The organism is Novosphingobium sp., assembly GCF_031424035.1.
Lineage (GTDB): Bacteria > Pseudomonadota > Alphaproteobacteria > Sphingomonadales > Sphingomonadaceae > Novosphingobium.
On the sequence record NZ_JANPGP010000149.1, the window covers coordinates 20,753 to 34,746 of the forward strand.

Sequence of the window (13,994 nt, forward strand, 5' to 3'; positions counted from 1 at the left end):
ATGACGACAATCACCAACACGGCAGCGAGCGCTTCGGCGGCTGCGACAACCGACAAGAAATACGGATTCGCCGCATTGGGCGCGGCCGACTTCGTCAAGCTGATGACCGCGCAGCTTTCGCAGCAGGATCCCACCGATCCGGTCGACAACAAGGAAATGCTTGCCCAGCTGGCGCAGTTCTCCTCGCTTTCGGCGACCAACGAAAGCAGCTCCTCGCTGAAGGCCATCGCCGAGAAGCTCGACGCGGTAATCGCCGCGCAGCAGGCCGCCGCCGCCAGCCTGGCCGCGCTGGTCAATGGCTCAACCCCCAATTCCGCCACCGCCCCCACCCCCGCTGCATAAGGAGCAGATGCCATGTCCTTCTATACCTCTCTCACCGGCCTCAAGAACGCCCAGACCGACCTTGGCGTGATCAGCCACAACATCGCCAATGCCGAAACGTCGGGCTTCAAGAAGAGCCGCACCAACTTCGCCGATATCGTCGCGGTCTCGATATTGACTGACCCCAGCCTTACAACAGGCATCGGTAGCCGCGTTGCCTCGATCACTCAGGAGATGTCTCTCGGTCCCATTGAGCAGACCGGCAACGCGCTTGACGTGGCAATCAACGGGGAGGGTCTGTTCACTACCAAGGCACCGCTGTCGGGCACGACGCAATTCACCCGTGCCGGTTCTTTTAGCGTCGACGGCAACGGTTTCATCACCAATGCTTCGAGCAATCGGCTGCAGCTGTTCCCGGTCAACGCCGCCGGCGTGATAACTTCGACCACATCGACGGTCGATGCGCTGGTCCCCGCGACCAATGCCGCCGGCGCGGACTTCGCCGGGGTGTCGGTGAACGATGATGGCGCGGTGATCGCCTCCTATGCCGATGGTTCGAACACCTCGATCGGCGTGATCGCGCTGGCCGATTTCATTGCGCCCAACGGGCTCAAGCAGATCGGCAATTCCAACTGGGAGGCCACCGGCATTTCCGGCGCGCCGACCTATGGCCAGCCCAGCACCAGCCAGTACGGCACGCTGCTTTCGGGCGCGGTCGAACGATCGAACGTCGACATTTCCGAGGAACTCGTCGGCCTGATTACCGCGCAACGCTATTTCCAGGCGAATGCCAAGGCGATCGATACGGCGACGCAGATCTCGCAGACCATCATCAACCTGCGCACCTGACCTGAACCATGGACCGCCTGATCCACACCGCCTTTACCGGCCTGTCGAGCTCGATGAACCGCCAGCGGGTCATCGCCAGCAACATGGCAAATTCGCAGACCATCGGCTTTCGCGCCGACATGATCGCGATGACGCCGGTGACGCTGGACGGCCCCGGACTGGAAGTGCGCACAATGAGCGACACCGAAGTGCGCGGCGCCAACATGAAGGCGGGATCGGTCACCCAGACGGGCAGGCCGCTCGACCTGGCCATGGAGGGCGACGTCATGCTCACCGTCCAGGCCCGCGACGGGACCGAAGCCTATACCCGGCGCGGCGATCTGGCGATTGCGGCGTCGGGCCTGCTGGTCAATGGCGAAGGCGCGCCGGTTGTGGGTGAAAGCGGGCCGATCACGGTGCCATCGGGCAGCAAGGTGATAATCAGCCCCGACGGACAAGTGCTGCTGCAAGATCCGGCCATACCCGATGCGCCGCCCACCCGGCTTGACCGGCTCAAGCTGGCGAGCCCCGCCGGCACCCGCATCGAAAAGGGCCTCGACGGTCTGTTCCGCGTGTTCGGCGGCGGGGTTTTGCCGAACGACGAGGAAGGCACGGTGCTGCCTGGTGCGCTCGAACAGTCGAACGTCAATTCCTCTGAAGTGCTGACCGAAATGATCGAGGCTCAGCGCCTGTTCGATATCCGCACCAAGCTCGTCGCCACTGCCAAAGAGATCGACGAGGGCGGTGCAGCACTCATGAGGATGACGTGAAATCCTCCTCGCCCACGGGGAGGTGGCGGCGCGCAGCGCTGACGGAGGGGGCTCTCCTCCACACGCTGCGCCCGGCCGATGACCCTCTCCACCACCTTCGGTGGTCCCCCCCCCCGGGTCCGGGGAGGATTACAGGAGTATAGACAATGCCAAGTTCCGCCCTCCACATCGCACGCACCGGGCTTGAAGCCCAGGACCAGCGCATGCGCGTGATCGCCAACAACCTCGCGAACGTCGGCACTACCGGCTACAAGCGCGACCGCGCCAACTTCGCCACGTTGGCCTATCAGGACACGCGCGTCGCCGGGCAGCAGAGCTCGAACGAGACGACCTATGCCACCGGGCTCAACCTCGGTACCGGGGTGGGCATCCAGTCCACCACGCGGATCGAGACGCAGGGCGAGCTGGCGACCACCGGCAACGCGCTCGACATGGCGCTGGATGGCGATGGCTATTTCCAGGTGCAGATGCCGGGCGGCCAGCTCGGCTATACCCGCGCCGGCAATTTCACCCGCTCGGCAGAAGGCCAGCTGGTCACTTCGCAGGGCTATGCGTTGCAACCGGCGATCTCGATCCCCGAAGGCGCCACATCGATCTCGGTCGCGGCTGACGGCACCGTTTCCGCCGCGCTGCCCGGCCAGACCGAGGCCGCCACGCTGGGCCAGATCACCATCGCCGCCTTCGCCAACCCGGCCGGGCTGAAGGCCGTGGGCGACAACTTCCTCACCGAGACCGGCGCCAGCGGCGCGGCGCAGATCGGTGTCGCCGGCCAGGGCGGGCGCGGCAACTTGCGGCAGGGCATGCTCGAAAGCTCGAACGTCAATGTCGTCGAGGAGCTGGTCGACATGATCGAGGCCCAGCGCGCCTACGAAATCAATTCCAAGATGATCGCCGCCGTCGACGAGATGCTGCGCAACGCGAACCAGACGCTGTGAGGGGGGTAACAAGCGTGACCAAGACAAACAACCTTCGTCATCCCCGCGAAGGCGGGGATCCATCTCCGACGTCGCGTTTGGCGAAAGGCCGGAGATGGGTTCCCGCCTTCGCGGGAATGACGAGTGCTTTTCTTCTGCTGAGCCATCCGACAATGGCCAAATCCAAGCAGCCCAAGCTCACCGGCTTCGAGGCCACCCTGCCCGCAGCGACACCGGCCCAGCCGCGCCCGGCGGACGGGGCGATCTTCAACGCCGCGCTCGGCTATGCGCCGCTCGTATCGGGCAACCGCGCCCGGGCCGTGGGCGATCCGCTGACCATCGCGCTGATCGAAAACACCACCACATCGAAGACCGCGACATCGAAAACCGGGCGCGACGGGGGCTTCTCGCTCACGCCGCCCACCGCCGGTCCGCTCGCCTTCCTCAACCCCGATGCCCTTAAAGCCAGCGGCCAATCGTCGTTCAAGGGCGATGGCAGCGCTGCGCAGACAAGCAGCTTTTCGGGCACCGTCGCCGTCACCATCGCCGAAGTGCGCCCCAACGGGACCGCGCTGGTCAAAGGAGAAAAGCGCATGATGCTGAGCCAGGGTCACGAATGGATCCAGTTCTCTGGCATCGTGCGTCTGGCAGACATCGACGCCAACAACACCGTGCGATCGCCGCAAGTGGCCGACGCGCGCATGGAATATTCGGGCAAGGGCTCGATCCAGCGCGCTAGCCGCGAAGGCTGGCTGAGCAAGTTCTTCAACATGATCACACCGTTTTGAGGACCGCCATGCTGCGCCGTTTCTTCCTTGCCGCCATTCTTGCCCTTGGTACGACCGCCCCCGCTCACGCCGAACGCGTGCGCGATCTGGGCGCGTTTCAGGGTGTGCGTTCGAACCAGCTGACCGGCTACGGCATTGTCGTCGGGCTTGATGGCTCGGGCGATGACAACCTTGAATACCTCACCCAGGCCATGCGCGGCACGGCCGGGCGGATGGGCGTGCAATTGCCGCCGGGCGTCTCGCCGGGGCTGAAAAACGCCGCCGCCGTGATGATCACCGCGCAGCTGCCCGCCTTCGCCAAGCCCGGTCAGAAGATCGACGTCACCGTGTCCGCCATTGGCAAGGCCAAGTCCCTGCGCGGCGGGGCACTTATCATGACGCCGCTCTACGGTGCGGACGGCCAGATCTACGCGATGAGCCAGGGCAACCTTGCTGTCGGCGGACTCGGCGTATCGGGCCGCGATGGTTCGAAGCTGACCGTCAACGTGCCCACCGTGGGCCGCATTCCCGAAGGCGCCTCGGTCGAGCGCGCCGTCGCCACCGGTTTCGACCGCGATGCCGTGCTGCGCTGGAACCTCTACCAGGCCGATTTCCTCACTGCCGCGCGCGTTCGCGATGCGGTCAATGCGCGTTTCGGCCCGGTTGCCGCGGTCGAGGACGGGGTGACACTGGCGATCCAGATGCCCGCCGACGTCAATGCGCGCGCCTCGATGCTGGCAGCGATCGAGATGATCCAGATTCAGCCCGCCGAGACCCCCGCCAAGGTTATCGTCAACAGCCGCACCGGCACCGTGGTGATCAACAGCGCCGTGCGCCTGTCGCCCGCTGCGATCAGTCACGGCAAGCTCACCGTGCGGATCGACGAAAAGCCCAGCGTCAGCCAGCCGGCACCGCTGAGCAAGGGCGAAACCACCAAGGTCGAATCCAGCACGATCACCGCCGAGGATGAAGGCTCGCACCTCATTTCGATGAAAGGCGGGGCCAGCCTCGCCAAGGTTGTCGATGCGCTCAACCTGCTCGGCGTCGGGCCATCGGACCTGGTTGAAATCCTGCAGGCGCTCAAGGAAGCCGGCGCGCTCAAGGCCGAGATGGTGGTGCTGTGATGAAAATATCCGCCCTTCCCCTGACCGCGCCTGCCGCGACCGACCGCGAAAAGCTGCACAAGGCCGCGCAAGGTTTCGAGGCAATCTTCGTGCGCCAGATGCTGAGCTCGGCCCGCGCCGCCAGCTTTGGCGAAAGCCTGTTTTCCAGCAAGGGCACCGAGACTTTTCAGGCGATGCAGGACGAACGCTTTGCCGAAATTGCTTCGCAAAACGGCGCGCTGGGTTTTGCCAAGGTTATCGAAGCACAGCTGGCGAAACGGATCGGCACCGATGCCGCGCAACCGCCAAGCGAGGGCAAATAAGCCATGGCATCCGACCTCCTCTCGATCGCACTGTCCGGCGCCCGTGCAGCCCGCACCGGGCTCGACGTTACCGCGCACAACATCGCCAATGCCGGCACCGACGGCTACGTCCGCCGCTCGATCAGCTTGTCCGAAGTCTCCGGATCGGGGATTTCCGGGCGCGGGCAGGATATTTCGCTGTCAGGCGTGCGTTTGTCCTCGATCGTGCGCAATGCCGACCTGTTCCGGCAGGCCGAAGTGCGCCGCACCGGCGCCGACGCCGCGCGTGCCGGGGCCGAAGTGCGCGGCCTTGAAAACATTGCCGCCGCCGTCGAACAGAGCCGCGTCTATCCCGCGATGGTCGATTTCGAGGGCGCACTCCAGCGCCTCGCCAGCGACCCGACCGATGCCAGCCTGCGCTCCGGCGTGATCGAGGCGGCGCGCACCCTTTCGGGCACGTTCAACATTGCTGCCGAGGGCCTCGAAGGCGTGGCTGACGGCCTGCAGTTCGAAGCGACCGCCGGGGTCACTCAGGTCAATACGCTCGCCGGCGAACTCGCGCGGGTGAACCTGCGCCTTGCCCGCGCGTCCGATGCTTCGAGCGACCAGTCGACCCTGCTCGACCAGCGCGACAGCCTGCTCGAACAGGTCAGCAAGTTCGGCACGGTATCGACCAGCTTTGCCACTGATGGTCAGGTGACCGTCCGCATGGGCAGCGGCACCGGCCCGCTGCTGGTCGATGGCGGCACCTCCAATCCGCTGAGCATGGCTATTTCCGGCACGGACACGCTGAGCTTTACGCTCGCCGGCAGCCCGCTGGCACTACCGGGCGGTTCGCTGGCCGGACAGGCGCTGTCGCTAGACAAGCTCGCCACCGTGCGCAGCGACCTCAATGACCTTGCCGACAGCGTTCGCGATGCCGTCAACGGCGCGCAAGGCAGCGGCGTCGCGCTCGACGGCAGCACCGGCACGCCGCTGTTCACCGGCAGCGGTGCGGCGGGCATGACGCTAGCCTTTTCGAACGGCGCGCTGATCGCCACGGCTCCGGTCGGGGCGCCGGCGGGCAGCCGCGATCCCGGCAATCTTGATGCCTTGCGCTCGGCGTTGGCGACAAGTGATCCGGCGGGCGCGCTTGATGCGCTGATCTTCGACATTTCCTCCACCGTTTCGAGCCGCCGGGTCACCCAGGGCGCCATTGACACCATCGCCGGCAACGCCCGCGTCGCGCTTGAAGCGCAGGCCGGGGTCGATCTTGACGAAGAGGCGGTGAACCTCGTGCGGTTCCAGCAGGCGTTTCAGGCCTCAAGCAAGGCGATGCAGGCCGCGAGCACCATTTTCGACACGCTGCTGGGCCTCAGGTGATGGCCCGGCGCGTAGGCAGGAGTAAGGTCGCATGACCATCGTCAACACCAGCACCAGCGCGTTCTATGAGCGCGCCCTGATGGGGCTCAATTCGCTGCGAGGCGAGGCGGAGAACCTGCAGTCCAGCCTGGCGAGCGGACAGAAATTTGCCACTTCCGCCGATAATCCGGTGGCTTCGTCGCGCCTGCGCCAGCTGGCGCGCGGATCGACGCTATCGACGATCGACACGGCCAACGCCCAGCGTGCGGCTTCCGACCTGCAACTGGCGGACGGGGCGATGTCGTCCTTCGCCAGTTATCTGACGCGGGTGAAGGAACTGGCCGTACAGGCCTCCACTGCCACGCTCACACCGGCCCAGCGCGTGTCCATCGGATCGGAAATCGGCGCCATCCGCGAAAACGTGATCGCGCTTGCCAACAGCCGCGACATTGCCGGCCATGCCCTGTTCGGCGGCGAAGCTGGCGGCGCGGCCTATGCCGTCGATGCTGCCGGCAACGCCAGCTACATCGGCACGGCCAGCGCCGGCGAACTGCCGCTGGGTGATGGCCAGACTGTCAGCCGCGGCCTGACCGGACCGGAATTCCTGAACTTTTCCTCTGGCGGCGCATCGACTGACCTGCTCGCGGTAATGAAAGGCCTCAGCGATGCCCTTCAGGGTGGTTCAGCCGACCCGCAAGGCGCGGCGCATGGATCGCTCGACGCTCTTGATGCGGGGCTTGAAAAGCTGACCACCGCGCAGTCGGTCGTCGGCTCGCGCCTTGCCTGGATCGAGCTGACCAACGACCGCCGGGTCGACATGGGCGAATTGCGATCGGGCGAAGAAGCCGACGTCGGCGGCACCGACATCGCCTCCACCGTGGCTAAATTGCAGCAGGCCATGACCGTTCTTGAAGCCAGCCAGTCGAGTTTTGCCCGGCTTGCACAGCTCTCACTGTTTGACGTGCTGCGCTGATCTGAATTTCGGCCGAGGGGGGCCACCGGCTTTATGTATGCGATAATCGGCATCGTCATCCTGCTCGTCATGGTGTTCGGCGGCTTCGCTATCACCGGCGGCGCGCTCGGCCCGGTGATGGAAGCCATTCCGCACGAAATGCTGATCATCGGCGGCGCTGCGATCGGTGCGACGGTGACCGGCAATTCGATGCACGAGCTCAAGCTGCTCGGCGCGGGCTTTGGCAAGATCTTCAAGGGCCCAAAGCACAACAAGCAGGATCACATCGACGTGATCATCCTGACGTCAAAGCTGATGAAGCTGCTGCGATCCGAAGGGCCGGTGGCGCTGGAAAGTCATGTCACCGATCCCAAGACCAGCGCGATCTTCGCCGAATTCCCGCGCCTGCTCGCCAATCATGCGCTGGTCGATCTGATTTGCGACACGCTGACCCTGATCGTCGTGTCATCGGGCACGCTGGAGGTCCACGCGGTCGAGGAAGTCATGGACAATGCGATGAAAACGCATTTCCACGAAATGCACGAACCCCAGCACGCGCTGCAGACGCTGGCCGATGCGCTTCCCGCGCTCGGCATCGTTGCCGCCGTGCTTGGCGTGGTGAAGACCATGGGCTCGATCGACAAGCCGCCTGCGATCCTTGGCGGCATGATCGGTTCGGCGCTGGTCGGCACCTTCATGGGCGTGTTGCTCGCTTACGGCATGGTTGCGCCGATGGCCGGCCGACTGAAGCAGGTTATCGAGGCCGACGAGCAGATCTTCCACGCGGTCAAGCAGGTCGTTATCGCCTCGCTCCATGGCTATCCCCAGCCGCTGGTCGTCGAAAGCGCGCGTTCGGGCCTCAGCCATGCCTTCCGCCCGGGCCTTTCCGAGCTGCTCGACAGCCTGCGCGGCCGTTAAGCCATGGCCAAGGCTCCGCGCGGCAAGAACGAGCTGCCGCCCCCGATCATCGTCAAGAAGATCACCGTGGTCGCAGCCGGGCACCATGGCGGCGCCTGGAAGGTGGCCTATGCCGACTTCGTCACCGCCATGATGGCATTTTTCCTGCTGATGTGGCTGCTGGGCGCGACCACCGAAAAACAGCGCAAGGGCATTGCCGACTATTTCACCCCGACGCTGGTCAAGATGCGGCAGGAGAGCGCCGGGGCCAACGGCCTGCTCGGCGGATCGTCGATCGTCGACGTTGACAATTATCCCCACCGCGGCGGGCAGACCGGCACCAAGGCACTGACCATTCCGCGCGATACGACCGGCGGGCCGAAGGAAGGCGCAGGCAAGATCCAGAAGATGAACCGGATGAAGCAGACGCTCGCCGAAAAGCTTAGCAAGAGCGAAGCGCTGCGCAAGCTCGCCCGTCAGGTCAAGATGGTCGATACCACCGAAGGCATCCGCATCGATCTGGTCGACGATGCCCAGTTCGCCATGTTCCAGCTGGGCACCACCGTGCTGACCCCGCAGGCGCGCGACCTGATGAAGGCGATCACCGAAACGCTCAACCCCGAACCCGGCTCGCTGTCGATCCGCGGCCACACCGATGCCTTGCCGTGGAAGCGCGGGCAGATGGCGAACAACTGGTCGCTCTCCGCCGGGCGCGCCGAATCCACCCGGCAGGCGCTGATGCTTGGCGGTGTGGCGGAAAACCGCTTCAAGCGCATCGAAGGCGTGGCCGACCGCGAACTGCTGGTTCAGGACAACCCGCAGGACCCACGCAACCGGCGGATATCCATCACCCTGGCGCATTGATAGGAAGTCCTCGTCCTTGCGAGGAGGCGAAGCCAACGCGGCAATCCAGAGTTCTCGGCGCAACGACCCTGGATTGCCGCGGCCTGCGGCCCCGCAATGACGATGGTTGTTTTGATCCGCTTGCGTCATTCCACTCACTCAGCAATCCTCGCTTCAAACACGTAGAAAGGATGCCCATGCCGTTCACTGGCCCCATCGAAGACCGCTTGGCCATTCGCGAACTGCTTGACAGCTACACCGACGCTGCAAGCCGCATGGACCGCGCCGATTGGCTCGGCTGCTGGCATGACGATGCGACCTGGTGGACGCACTACTTCGACGTCAGCGGCAAGGAGGCCATTGCCGCGACTTACGACGGGCTGATGGGCAATGTCGAAACCACCAGCTTCATCGGCCAGCTCGGCTCCTGCGAGATCGACGGCGACCGCGCCACCTGCCGATCCTATGCGCAGGAACGGCTGGTGTTCAGGGACGGCGCCGGCAGCCATCGGCTGACCGGGCGCTATGAGGACGAATTGCGCAAGGACGGCGGCTGCTGGCGCTTTGCCGCCCGGGTATACAAGGTGATGATCGAGGAGATGGGGTAAGTCCAGCGCCCCCCAAGAGTTGTATAATAATTCAGTTTGTCACGCGCTAAATGCTGTGCAAAATTGCGTTTTCGGAGGCAATACTCATGCAGTCCATTTACCTGACTTTTTCGATTGAAGGAAAACAGCGCACCGTTGGATTGCTGATCACAGGAAAATCTTCCGGGGCCGGTCAGGTCACTGAGTTTCCTTGGCAGGCGCTCGGGGTAAGTGCATCGACGATCTTCGATTCGACCAGCCAAGGCGGATCACCTCGGCAGCCCACCGGGAAACTGTCCTTCAGTTCTGCAGTTGGTGCCGATATCAAATTTGCCGGCAAGGTTGTGGGGCGGATCAACGGGATCAGGAAGACCTTCGACAAAGGCGGCGCCGGCAACGTCTACAGCGGCAGCGGCAATATTTCCCAATGCCAGTTGGGCCAGTTGGATTTTGAATGGAGCATTGGCTAGGCGGCTGCGGTTGCCCCATCGCTCGACTTCACAACCAAACCGGATGCGTCTTCCCGTCTTCCCATCCTGAACGGATGGAATAGCGCTTCGCCGCGACGAATCGGTGTGAGACCTTCCCCTCCAGGCAATCCCTGGGGGGAGTCCGGACAATGCATACCGTGCGCAATCGGACGGCGATGTCTCGCACTGGCGGAGAGTTCCGCCATGTGTCCAAAGCCGGCATGAAGCTGCCTTCGTCACCATCGCCAGCCTTTCCCGAACAGGTCTGCATCCCGCCGCGCAAGGGCGTGGTCATCCGCGATGCGCCGCTGCCCGAGCCGCAGGCGCGGGCCGAAGCGGCATTGATCCTGCCAGCGCCCGAACTTCCTCCTCTTCCCGGTGCAACCCATGCGCCGACCATCAAGCCGCCGGGCAAACTGTCAGGTAAGGCGGTCGGCAAACGGGGTCAGACAACCCGGCGACGCAAGACCGCCAAATTCACGGCACTGCCCAAGCGCGGCAAGGCCAAGGCACCTGCGGCAAAGGCCCCGCCACAAGTCCTGCCGCAGTCCCCTGCCCTCACCATCCCGCTGTCCCAACCGGTGCCGGTGCGGGCTCCGGCCATCGCGCCCATCGCGCCCATCGCCCTGCCGCGCAGCCGATCGCTGGTTGATACGCGCAAGCCGGGGATGGTCGCGCGGGTGGTGTTTTGGCTCGATGCGCTCAGCCGTGCGCTCGTTGGCCAGCGCCTGTCCCGCACAGTCAGAAAGAAGAGCCGTATCCTTCCCCTGCCAGCCCCGCGACAGTCTATTGCCCGGACGACTGCTGGGCAGCGCGCTCCCCCGTCCCGCCAGCCCGCCCCCACAGGCGGCGGGGCGGGGGATGAACTTTCCTTCCTGCGCGCGGAAAATGCGCGCCTGAAGGCAGAGCTTGCGATGCTGGGACGGTAGGCCGCTGAGCGCGGCCCCACGCCCGCTCTCAGAGCGTGGGGGTCAACTGATCGACCTGCATATGCGGATCGCGCGGCTTCACGCCGATCCAGTTCGTCACCACGTGCATGATGACTTTGGGCGATGGCGCTGTTCCACATGGCCAAGTCTGGCCGGGCTTGGAAGCGTCAGCTGCCCTGCACAAGCGCCCTGCGGTAACTTCGACCGCAAAGGTCTTGCCCGAACAGGCCGGCTCCTTTGCGTCGGGACAGGTGATCGTCCTGTCGCCGTAATAAACCGGCAGCGTGGCCGCATCGTAAGCCCAGTAATTGATGTGAAGCTGACTGAACTGCGTCGCAGGGTCAAGGTTGCGTGTATAAGTGATCAGCATCTTCGCCGGCTTGCCCGGAGCGGGCGCTATGAACTGCGCCTTCGTCGGCTTGAAATCAGAGCCTGCTGCCACTGCACCAATGCCAGAACCGGCAGCTTCTGCGCCAACACCCTCAGCCTTGCAGCCCGCCAGCAGCGCCGGCGCGCACAGAATTGTCGCTGCGCGCAAAAAGCCTATACGTTTCATGTTGAAAGTCCCCATCGTAACAGCTCCGCGCAGGCTGTGACATTGGCCGGACGTTGTCCAACCAATTGAATCGACAAAAAAGCCCGGCGGTCGGGGGGCGACCGCCGGGCGTGAGCCTGTCCGGGGGAGGACAGGTATCAGGCACCCGAAAGGGGACAGGTGCCAGAGGTGTCGAACTTAACGCAGCAGCGACAACACGTTCTGCTGGCTCTGGTTGGCCTGCGAAAGCATCGCGGTCGAAGCCTGGCTGAGGATCTGGGCCTTCGCCATCTGCGTGGTTTCGGTCGAGTAGTCGGCATCCATGATGCGGCTGCGAGCATCCGACAGGTTGGTGGCGTTCGAGGTCAGGTTGTTGACCGCCGAGCTCAGCTGCGATTCACCGGCACCAAAGCCCGAGTTCGTGGCAGCGACTTCGGCCAGCGCCAGATCGACGTTCGCCATGGTCGTGGTGGCAAGCGCAGCCGTGGTCACATCGAGCGCCGTGGCGTCGATGTTGCCGCCGTCGATCGCTGCCGAGGTCAGAGTAACGACGTCGCTCGAGTTTGCACCGGCCTGGATGTCGAAGGTGATGTCTGTGCCAGCCGTGGTGCTGAACAGGGCGTTGCCGTTGAACTTGGTGTCGGACAGGACGCTGCCGATCTGGTTGGTCAGCGAGGTGACTTCGGCCTGCATGTTGGTGCGGTCGGCAGTCTGGTAAGTGCCCGAGGACGACTGCACAGCCAGTTCACGAACGCGCTGCAGCATGTTGGTCACTTCGTTCAGAGCGCCTTCTGCGGTCTGGGCGAGGCTGATGCCGTCGTTGGCGTTGCGCACGCCCTGGTTCATGCCGTTGATCTGCGCCGTCATCGAGGTCGAAATGGCGAGGCCGGCGGCATCGTCCTTGGCCGTGTTGATGCGCTTGCCGGTCGACAGGCGCTGCATTGCCTGGCCGAGCATGCTTGCGGCCTGGGTGGAAGAGTTGGCGGCGCGCATTGCGCCGATATTGGTGTTGATTACCGACATGGTATACTCCCGAGTGAAGTCCCGAATGGATCAGCAGGCCAGACCATCCGGCGCCGCTGCCAAGCCAAAGAGCGGCAACCGGGCGGCAAGTTTAAGCCGGCACCGGCAATCGCTTGCCGCCAGACCGGCAAAACAAGGGGCAAACCCCTAGGTGTAAATTCGAGGACTTAAATTACCGGTCTCTTTGTCGTTCACGCGCCAAAACTGTCCCGTCGAATGGTTAATGACGGGGTGGAATTTACAATGCCGGGGATGGACATTTCTTCTGCCGCACTTGGGCTTCACGCCCCGTTGCTGCACCGCGCGACTGCGGTTCTGGGCATGAGTCCGGTGACCGGCAGCGGCGAGGCGCTGTCGGTAGGCGATATCGAGGAAGCGCGCTCCGTGCCTTCGGGCCGCGCCGCGATCACGCTGGCCCGGACGTCCCATCCCTCGCTCACCCGCCGCGAAGGCAATGGCCGCCACGTGCTCGCCTATTCCGACCCGGTCAGCGAAGCCTCGCTCGCTGCCTTTCTGGCTGCGGCAACGCCGGAAGGCCAGCCGATCGCGCTCGACCCCGAGAGCCTGTCGATCCTGGCCCTGGCCGAGCGGCTGGCCGCCAGCGAGATTCCCGTCCTAATCAACGGCCCGACCGGCACCGGCAAGGAAGTCCTGAGCCGCTTCATTCACTTGCGCTCGCCGCGCGCCGATGCGCCGTTCATCGCAATCAACTGCGCCGCGATGCCTGAAACCATGCTGGAAGCCATGCTGTTCGGCCACCAGAAGGGCTCGTTTACGGGTGCGAATGCGGCGGGTGAAGGCTTCTTCCGGGCAGCCCACGGCGGCACCCTGCTGCTCGACGAAATCGCCGAAATGCCGCTCGCGCTCCAGGCCAAGCTGCTGCGTGTACTGCAGGAAGGTGAAGTGGTGCCTTTGGGGGCCACGCGCCCAGTCAAGGCCGATGTCCGCGTGATCGCCTGCGCGAACCGCGATCTTCCCGCCGAAGTCGATGAAGGCCGCTTCCGCGCCGACTTGTATTACCGGCTCAACGTCTTCCCGCTCGAACTTGCCGCCCTGTGCGAACGTCCGGCGGATGTGGCGCCGCTGGCCTTCGCCATGGTGCTGCGCCATGTGCCGGCGGGCCGGCCAGTGCCGTGGATCGGCGAAGCCGCGCTCGCGATTCTTGAAGCCCATGCCTGGCCTGGAAACGTGCGCGAACTTGAAAACGTGATGCGCCGCGCGCTCCTGCTGGCGGGCGATGCGCCTGAGATCGGCATGCAGCATATCGTGTTCGATCGTGCCGTACGCACTACCGGGGAGACCGCCGCTGCGGAACCGCCCCCCGGCATGACCACGATCCCGGGCGGCAAGCTCTCCAACATCGTCCAGCTTTCGGAAACCCGCGCCATCCTGGCCGCGCTCGACAGTTGCGG

General features: G+C 64.4%; 17 protein-coding genes. 15 read left to right on the forward strand and 2 right to left on the reverse strand.

What is annotated here, in order from left to right; all coding sequences use genetic code 11:
- The 14 genes from RMO89_RS20365 to RMO89_RS20430 all read left to right on the forward strand — a co-directional run bounded on the left by RMO89_RS20365 (window position 1) and on the right by RMO89_RS20430 (window position 11,024).
- A complete protein-coding gene (locus tag RMO89_RS20365; protein ID WP_310535483.1) occupies window positions 1-342 on the forward strand; it encodes a flagellar hook capping FlgD N-terminal domain-containing protein in 342 nt (113 codons plus the stop codon).
- Window positions 343-354: 12 nt separating this feature from the next.
- Window positions 355-1,170 carry a flagellar hook basal-body protein gene (locus RMO89_RS20370; RefSeq protein ID WP_310535484.1) on the forward strand — a complete coding sequence of 272 codons (816 nt, stop codon included), beginning with the start codon at window positions 355-357 and terminating at the stop codon, window positions 1,168-1,170.
- An 8-nt stretch (window positions 1,171-1,178) separates the two neighbouring features.
- On the forward strand, window positions 1,179-1,919 hold the full coding sequence (locus tag RMO89_RS20375) for a flagellar basal body rod protein FlgF (RefSeq protein ID WP_310535486.1): 741 nt from the start codon (window positions 1,179-1,181) through the stop codon (window positions 1,917-1,919).
- 146 nt (window positions 1,920-2,065) lie between these two features.
- The gene (gene flgG, locus RMO89_RS20380; RefSeq protein ID WP_310535487.1) at window positions 2,066-2,854 is read left to right on the forward strand and encodes a flagellar basal-body rod protein FlgG; all 789 of its coding nucleotides are present in this window, start codon (window positions 2,066-2,068) and stop codon (window positions 2,852-2,854) included.
- A 152-nt stretch (window positions 2,855-3,006) separates the two neighbouring features.
- On the forward strand, window positions 3,007-3,621 hold the full coding sequence (locus RMO89_RS20385) for a flagellar basal body L-ring protein FlgH (protein ID WP_310535488.1): 615 nt from the start codon (window positions 3,007-3,009) through the stop codon (window positions 3,619-3,621).
- Window positions 3,622-3,629: 8 nt separating this feature from the next.
- Window positions 3,630-4,724, forward strand: a complete 1,095-nt coding sequence (locus RMO89_RS20390) for a flagellar basal body P-ring protein FlgI (protein ID WP_310535489.1) — start codon at window positions 3,630-3,632, stop codon at window positions 4,722-4,724.
- Complete coding sequence (locus tag RMO89_RS20395) at window positions 4,724-5,026, forward strand: rod-binding protein (protein ID WP_310535490.1); 303 nt, start codon at window positions 4,724-4,726, stop codon at window positions 5,024-5,026. The genes RMO89_RS20390 and RMO89_RS20395 overlap by 1 nt, the downstream gene beginning before the upstream one ends.
- 3 nt (window positions 5,027-5,029) lie before the next feature.
- Window positions 5,030-6,367, forward strand: coding sequence for a flagellar hook-associated protein FlgK (gene flgK, locus RMO89_RS20400; RefSeq protein ID WP_310535491.1), 1,338 nt, complete (start codon window positions 5,030-5,032; stop codon window positions 6,365-6,367).
- 31 nt (window positions 6,368-6,398) lie between these two features.
- The gene (locus RMO89_RS20405) at window positions 6,399-7,319 is read left to right on the forward strand and encodes a flagellar biosynthesis protein FlgL (RefSeq protein WP_310535494.1); all 921 of its coding nucleotides are present in this window, start codon (window positions 6,399-6,401) and stop codon (window positions 7,317-7,319) included.
- 33 nt (window positions 7,320-7,352) lie between these two features.
- A complete protein-coding gene (motA, locus tag RMO89_RS20410; protein WP_310535495.1) occupies window positions 7,353-8,216 on the forward strand; it encodes a flagellar motor stator protein MotA in 864 nt (287 codons plus the stop codon).
- Window positions 8,217-8,219: 3 nt separating this feature from the next.
- A complete protein-coding gene (locus RMO89_RS20415; RefSeq protein WP_310535496.1) occupies window positions 8,220-9,059 on the forward strand; it encodes a flagellar motor protein MotB in 840 nt (279 codons plus the stop codon).
- Between the two features lie 176 nt (window positions 9,060-9,235).
- The gene (locus tag RMO89_RS20420; protein ID WP_310535497.1) at window positions 9,236-9,646 is read left to right on the forward strand and encodes a nuclear transport factor 2 family protein; all 411 of its coding nucleotides are present in this window, start codon (window positions 9,236-9,238) and stop codon (window positions 9,644-9,646) included.
- An 86-nt stretch (window positions 9,647-9,732) separates the two neighbouring features.
- A complete protein-coding gene (locus tag RMO89_RS20425) occupies window positions 9,733-10,095 on the forward strand; it encodes a hypothetical protein (RefSeq protein WP_310535498.1) in 363 nt (120 codons plus the stop codon).
- A 149-nt stretch (window positions 10,096-10,244) separates the two neighbouring features.
- A complete protein-coding gene (locus RMO89_RS20430) occupies window positions 10,245-11,024 on the forward strand; it encodes a hypothetical protein (protein ID WP_310535499.1) in 780 nt (259 codons plus the stop codon).
- Between the two features lie 28 nt (window positions 11,025-11,052).
- Here RMO89_RS20430 and RMO89_RS20435 read toward each other — a convergent pair whose 3' ends face one another.
- Both RMO89_RS20435 and RMO89_RS20440 read right to left on the reverse strand, forming a co-directional pair.
- The gene (locus RMO89_RS20435; protein WP_310535500.1) at window positions 11,053-11,580 is read right to left on the reverse strand and encodes a hypothetical protein; all 528 of its coding nucleotides are present in this window, start codon (window positions 11,578-11,580) and stop codon (window positions 11,053-11,055) included.
- Window positions 11,581-11,757: 177 nt separating this feature from the next.
- On the reverse strand, window positions 11,758-12,582 hold the full coding sequence (locus RMO89_RS20440; RefSeq protein ID WP_310535501.1) for a flagellin: 825 nt from the start codon (window positions 12,580-12,582) through the stop codon (window positions 11,758-11,760).
- A gap of 243 nt (window positions 12,583-12,825) precedes the next feature.
- Here RMO89_RS20440 and RMO89_RS20445 point away from each other — a divergent pair.
- Window positions 12,826-13,994: sigma 54-interacting transcriptional regulator (locus RMO89_RS20445; RefSeq protein ID WP_310535502.1), on the forward strand; the 1,169-nt coding region annotated here is incomplete at its 3' end.

Bases quoted from the DNA above. Each gene is read 5' to 3' on its own strand.
- RMO89_RS20365 (WP_310535483.1), top strand. From the start codon at position 1: ATGACGACAATCACCAACACGGCAGCGAGCGCTTCGGCGGCTGCGACA.
- RMO89_RS20370 (WP_310535484.1), top strand. From the start codon at position 355: ATGTCCTTCTATACCTCTCTCACCGGCCTCAAGAACGCCCAGACCGAC.
- RMO89_RS20375 (WP_310535486.1), top strand. From the start codon at position 1,179: ATGGACCGCCTGATCCACACCGCCTTTACCGGCCTGTCGAGCTCGATG.
- flgG (WP_310535487.1), top strand. From the start codon at position 2,066: ATGCCAAGTTCCGCCCTCCACATCGCACGCACCGGGCTTGAAGCCCAG.
- RMO89_RS20385 (WP_310535488.1), top strand. From the start codon at position 3,007: ATGGCCAAATCCAAGCAGCCCAAGCTCACCGGCTTCGAGGCCACCCTG.
- RMO89_RS20390 (WP_310535489.1), top strand. From the start codon at position 3,630: ATGCTGCGCCGTTTCTTCCTTGCCGCCATTCTTGCCCTTGGTACGACC.
- RMO89_RS20395 (WP_310535490.1), top strand. From the start codon at position 4,724: ATGAAAATATCCGCCCTTCCCCTGACCGCGCCTGCCGCGACCGACCGC.
- flgK (WP_310535491.1), top strand. From the start codon at position 5,030: ATGGCATCCGACCTCCTCTCGATCGCACTGTCCGGCGCCCGTGCAGCC.
- RMO89_RS20405 (WP_310535494.1), top strand. From the start codon at position 6,399: ATGACCATCGTCAACACCAGCACCAGCGCGTTCTATGAGCGCGCCCTG.
- motA (WP_310535495.1), top strand. From the start codon at position 7,353: ATGTATGCGATAATCGGCATCGTCATCCTGCTCGTCATGGTGTTCGGC.
- RMO89_RS20415 (WP_310535496.1), top strand. From the start codon at position 8,220: ATGGCCAAGGCTCCGCGCGGCAAGAACGAGCTGCCGCCCCCGATCATC.
- RMO89_RS20420 (WP_310535497.1), top strand. From the start codon at position 9,236: ATGCCGTTCACTGGCCCCATCGAAGACCGCTTGGCCATTCGCGAACTG.
- RMO89_RS20425 (WP_310535498.1), top strand. From the start codon at position 9,733: ATGCAGTCCATTTACCTGACTTTTTCGATTGAAGGAAAACAGCGCACC.
- RMO89_RS20430 (WP_310535499.1), top strand. From the start codon at position 10,245: ATGCATACCGTGCGCAATCGGACGGCGATGTCTCGCACTGGCGGAGAG.
- RMO89_RS20435 (WP_310535500.1), bottom strand. From the start codon at position 11,580: ATGAAACGTATAGGCTTTTTGCGCGCAGCGACAATTCTGTGCGCGCCG.
- RMO89_RS20440 (WP_310535501.1), bottom strand. From the start codon at position 12,582: ATGTCGGTAATCAACACCAATATCGGCGCAATGCGCGCCGCCAACTCT.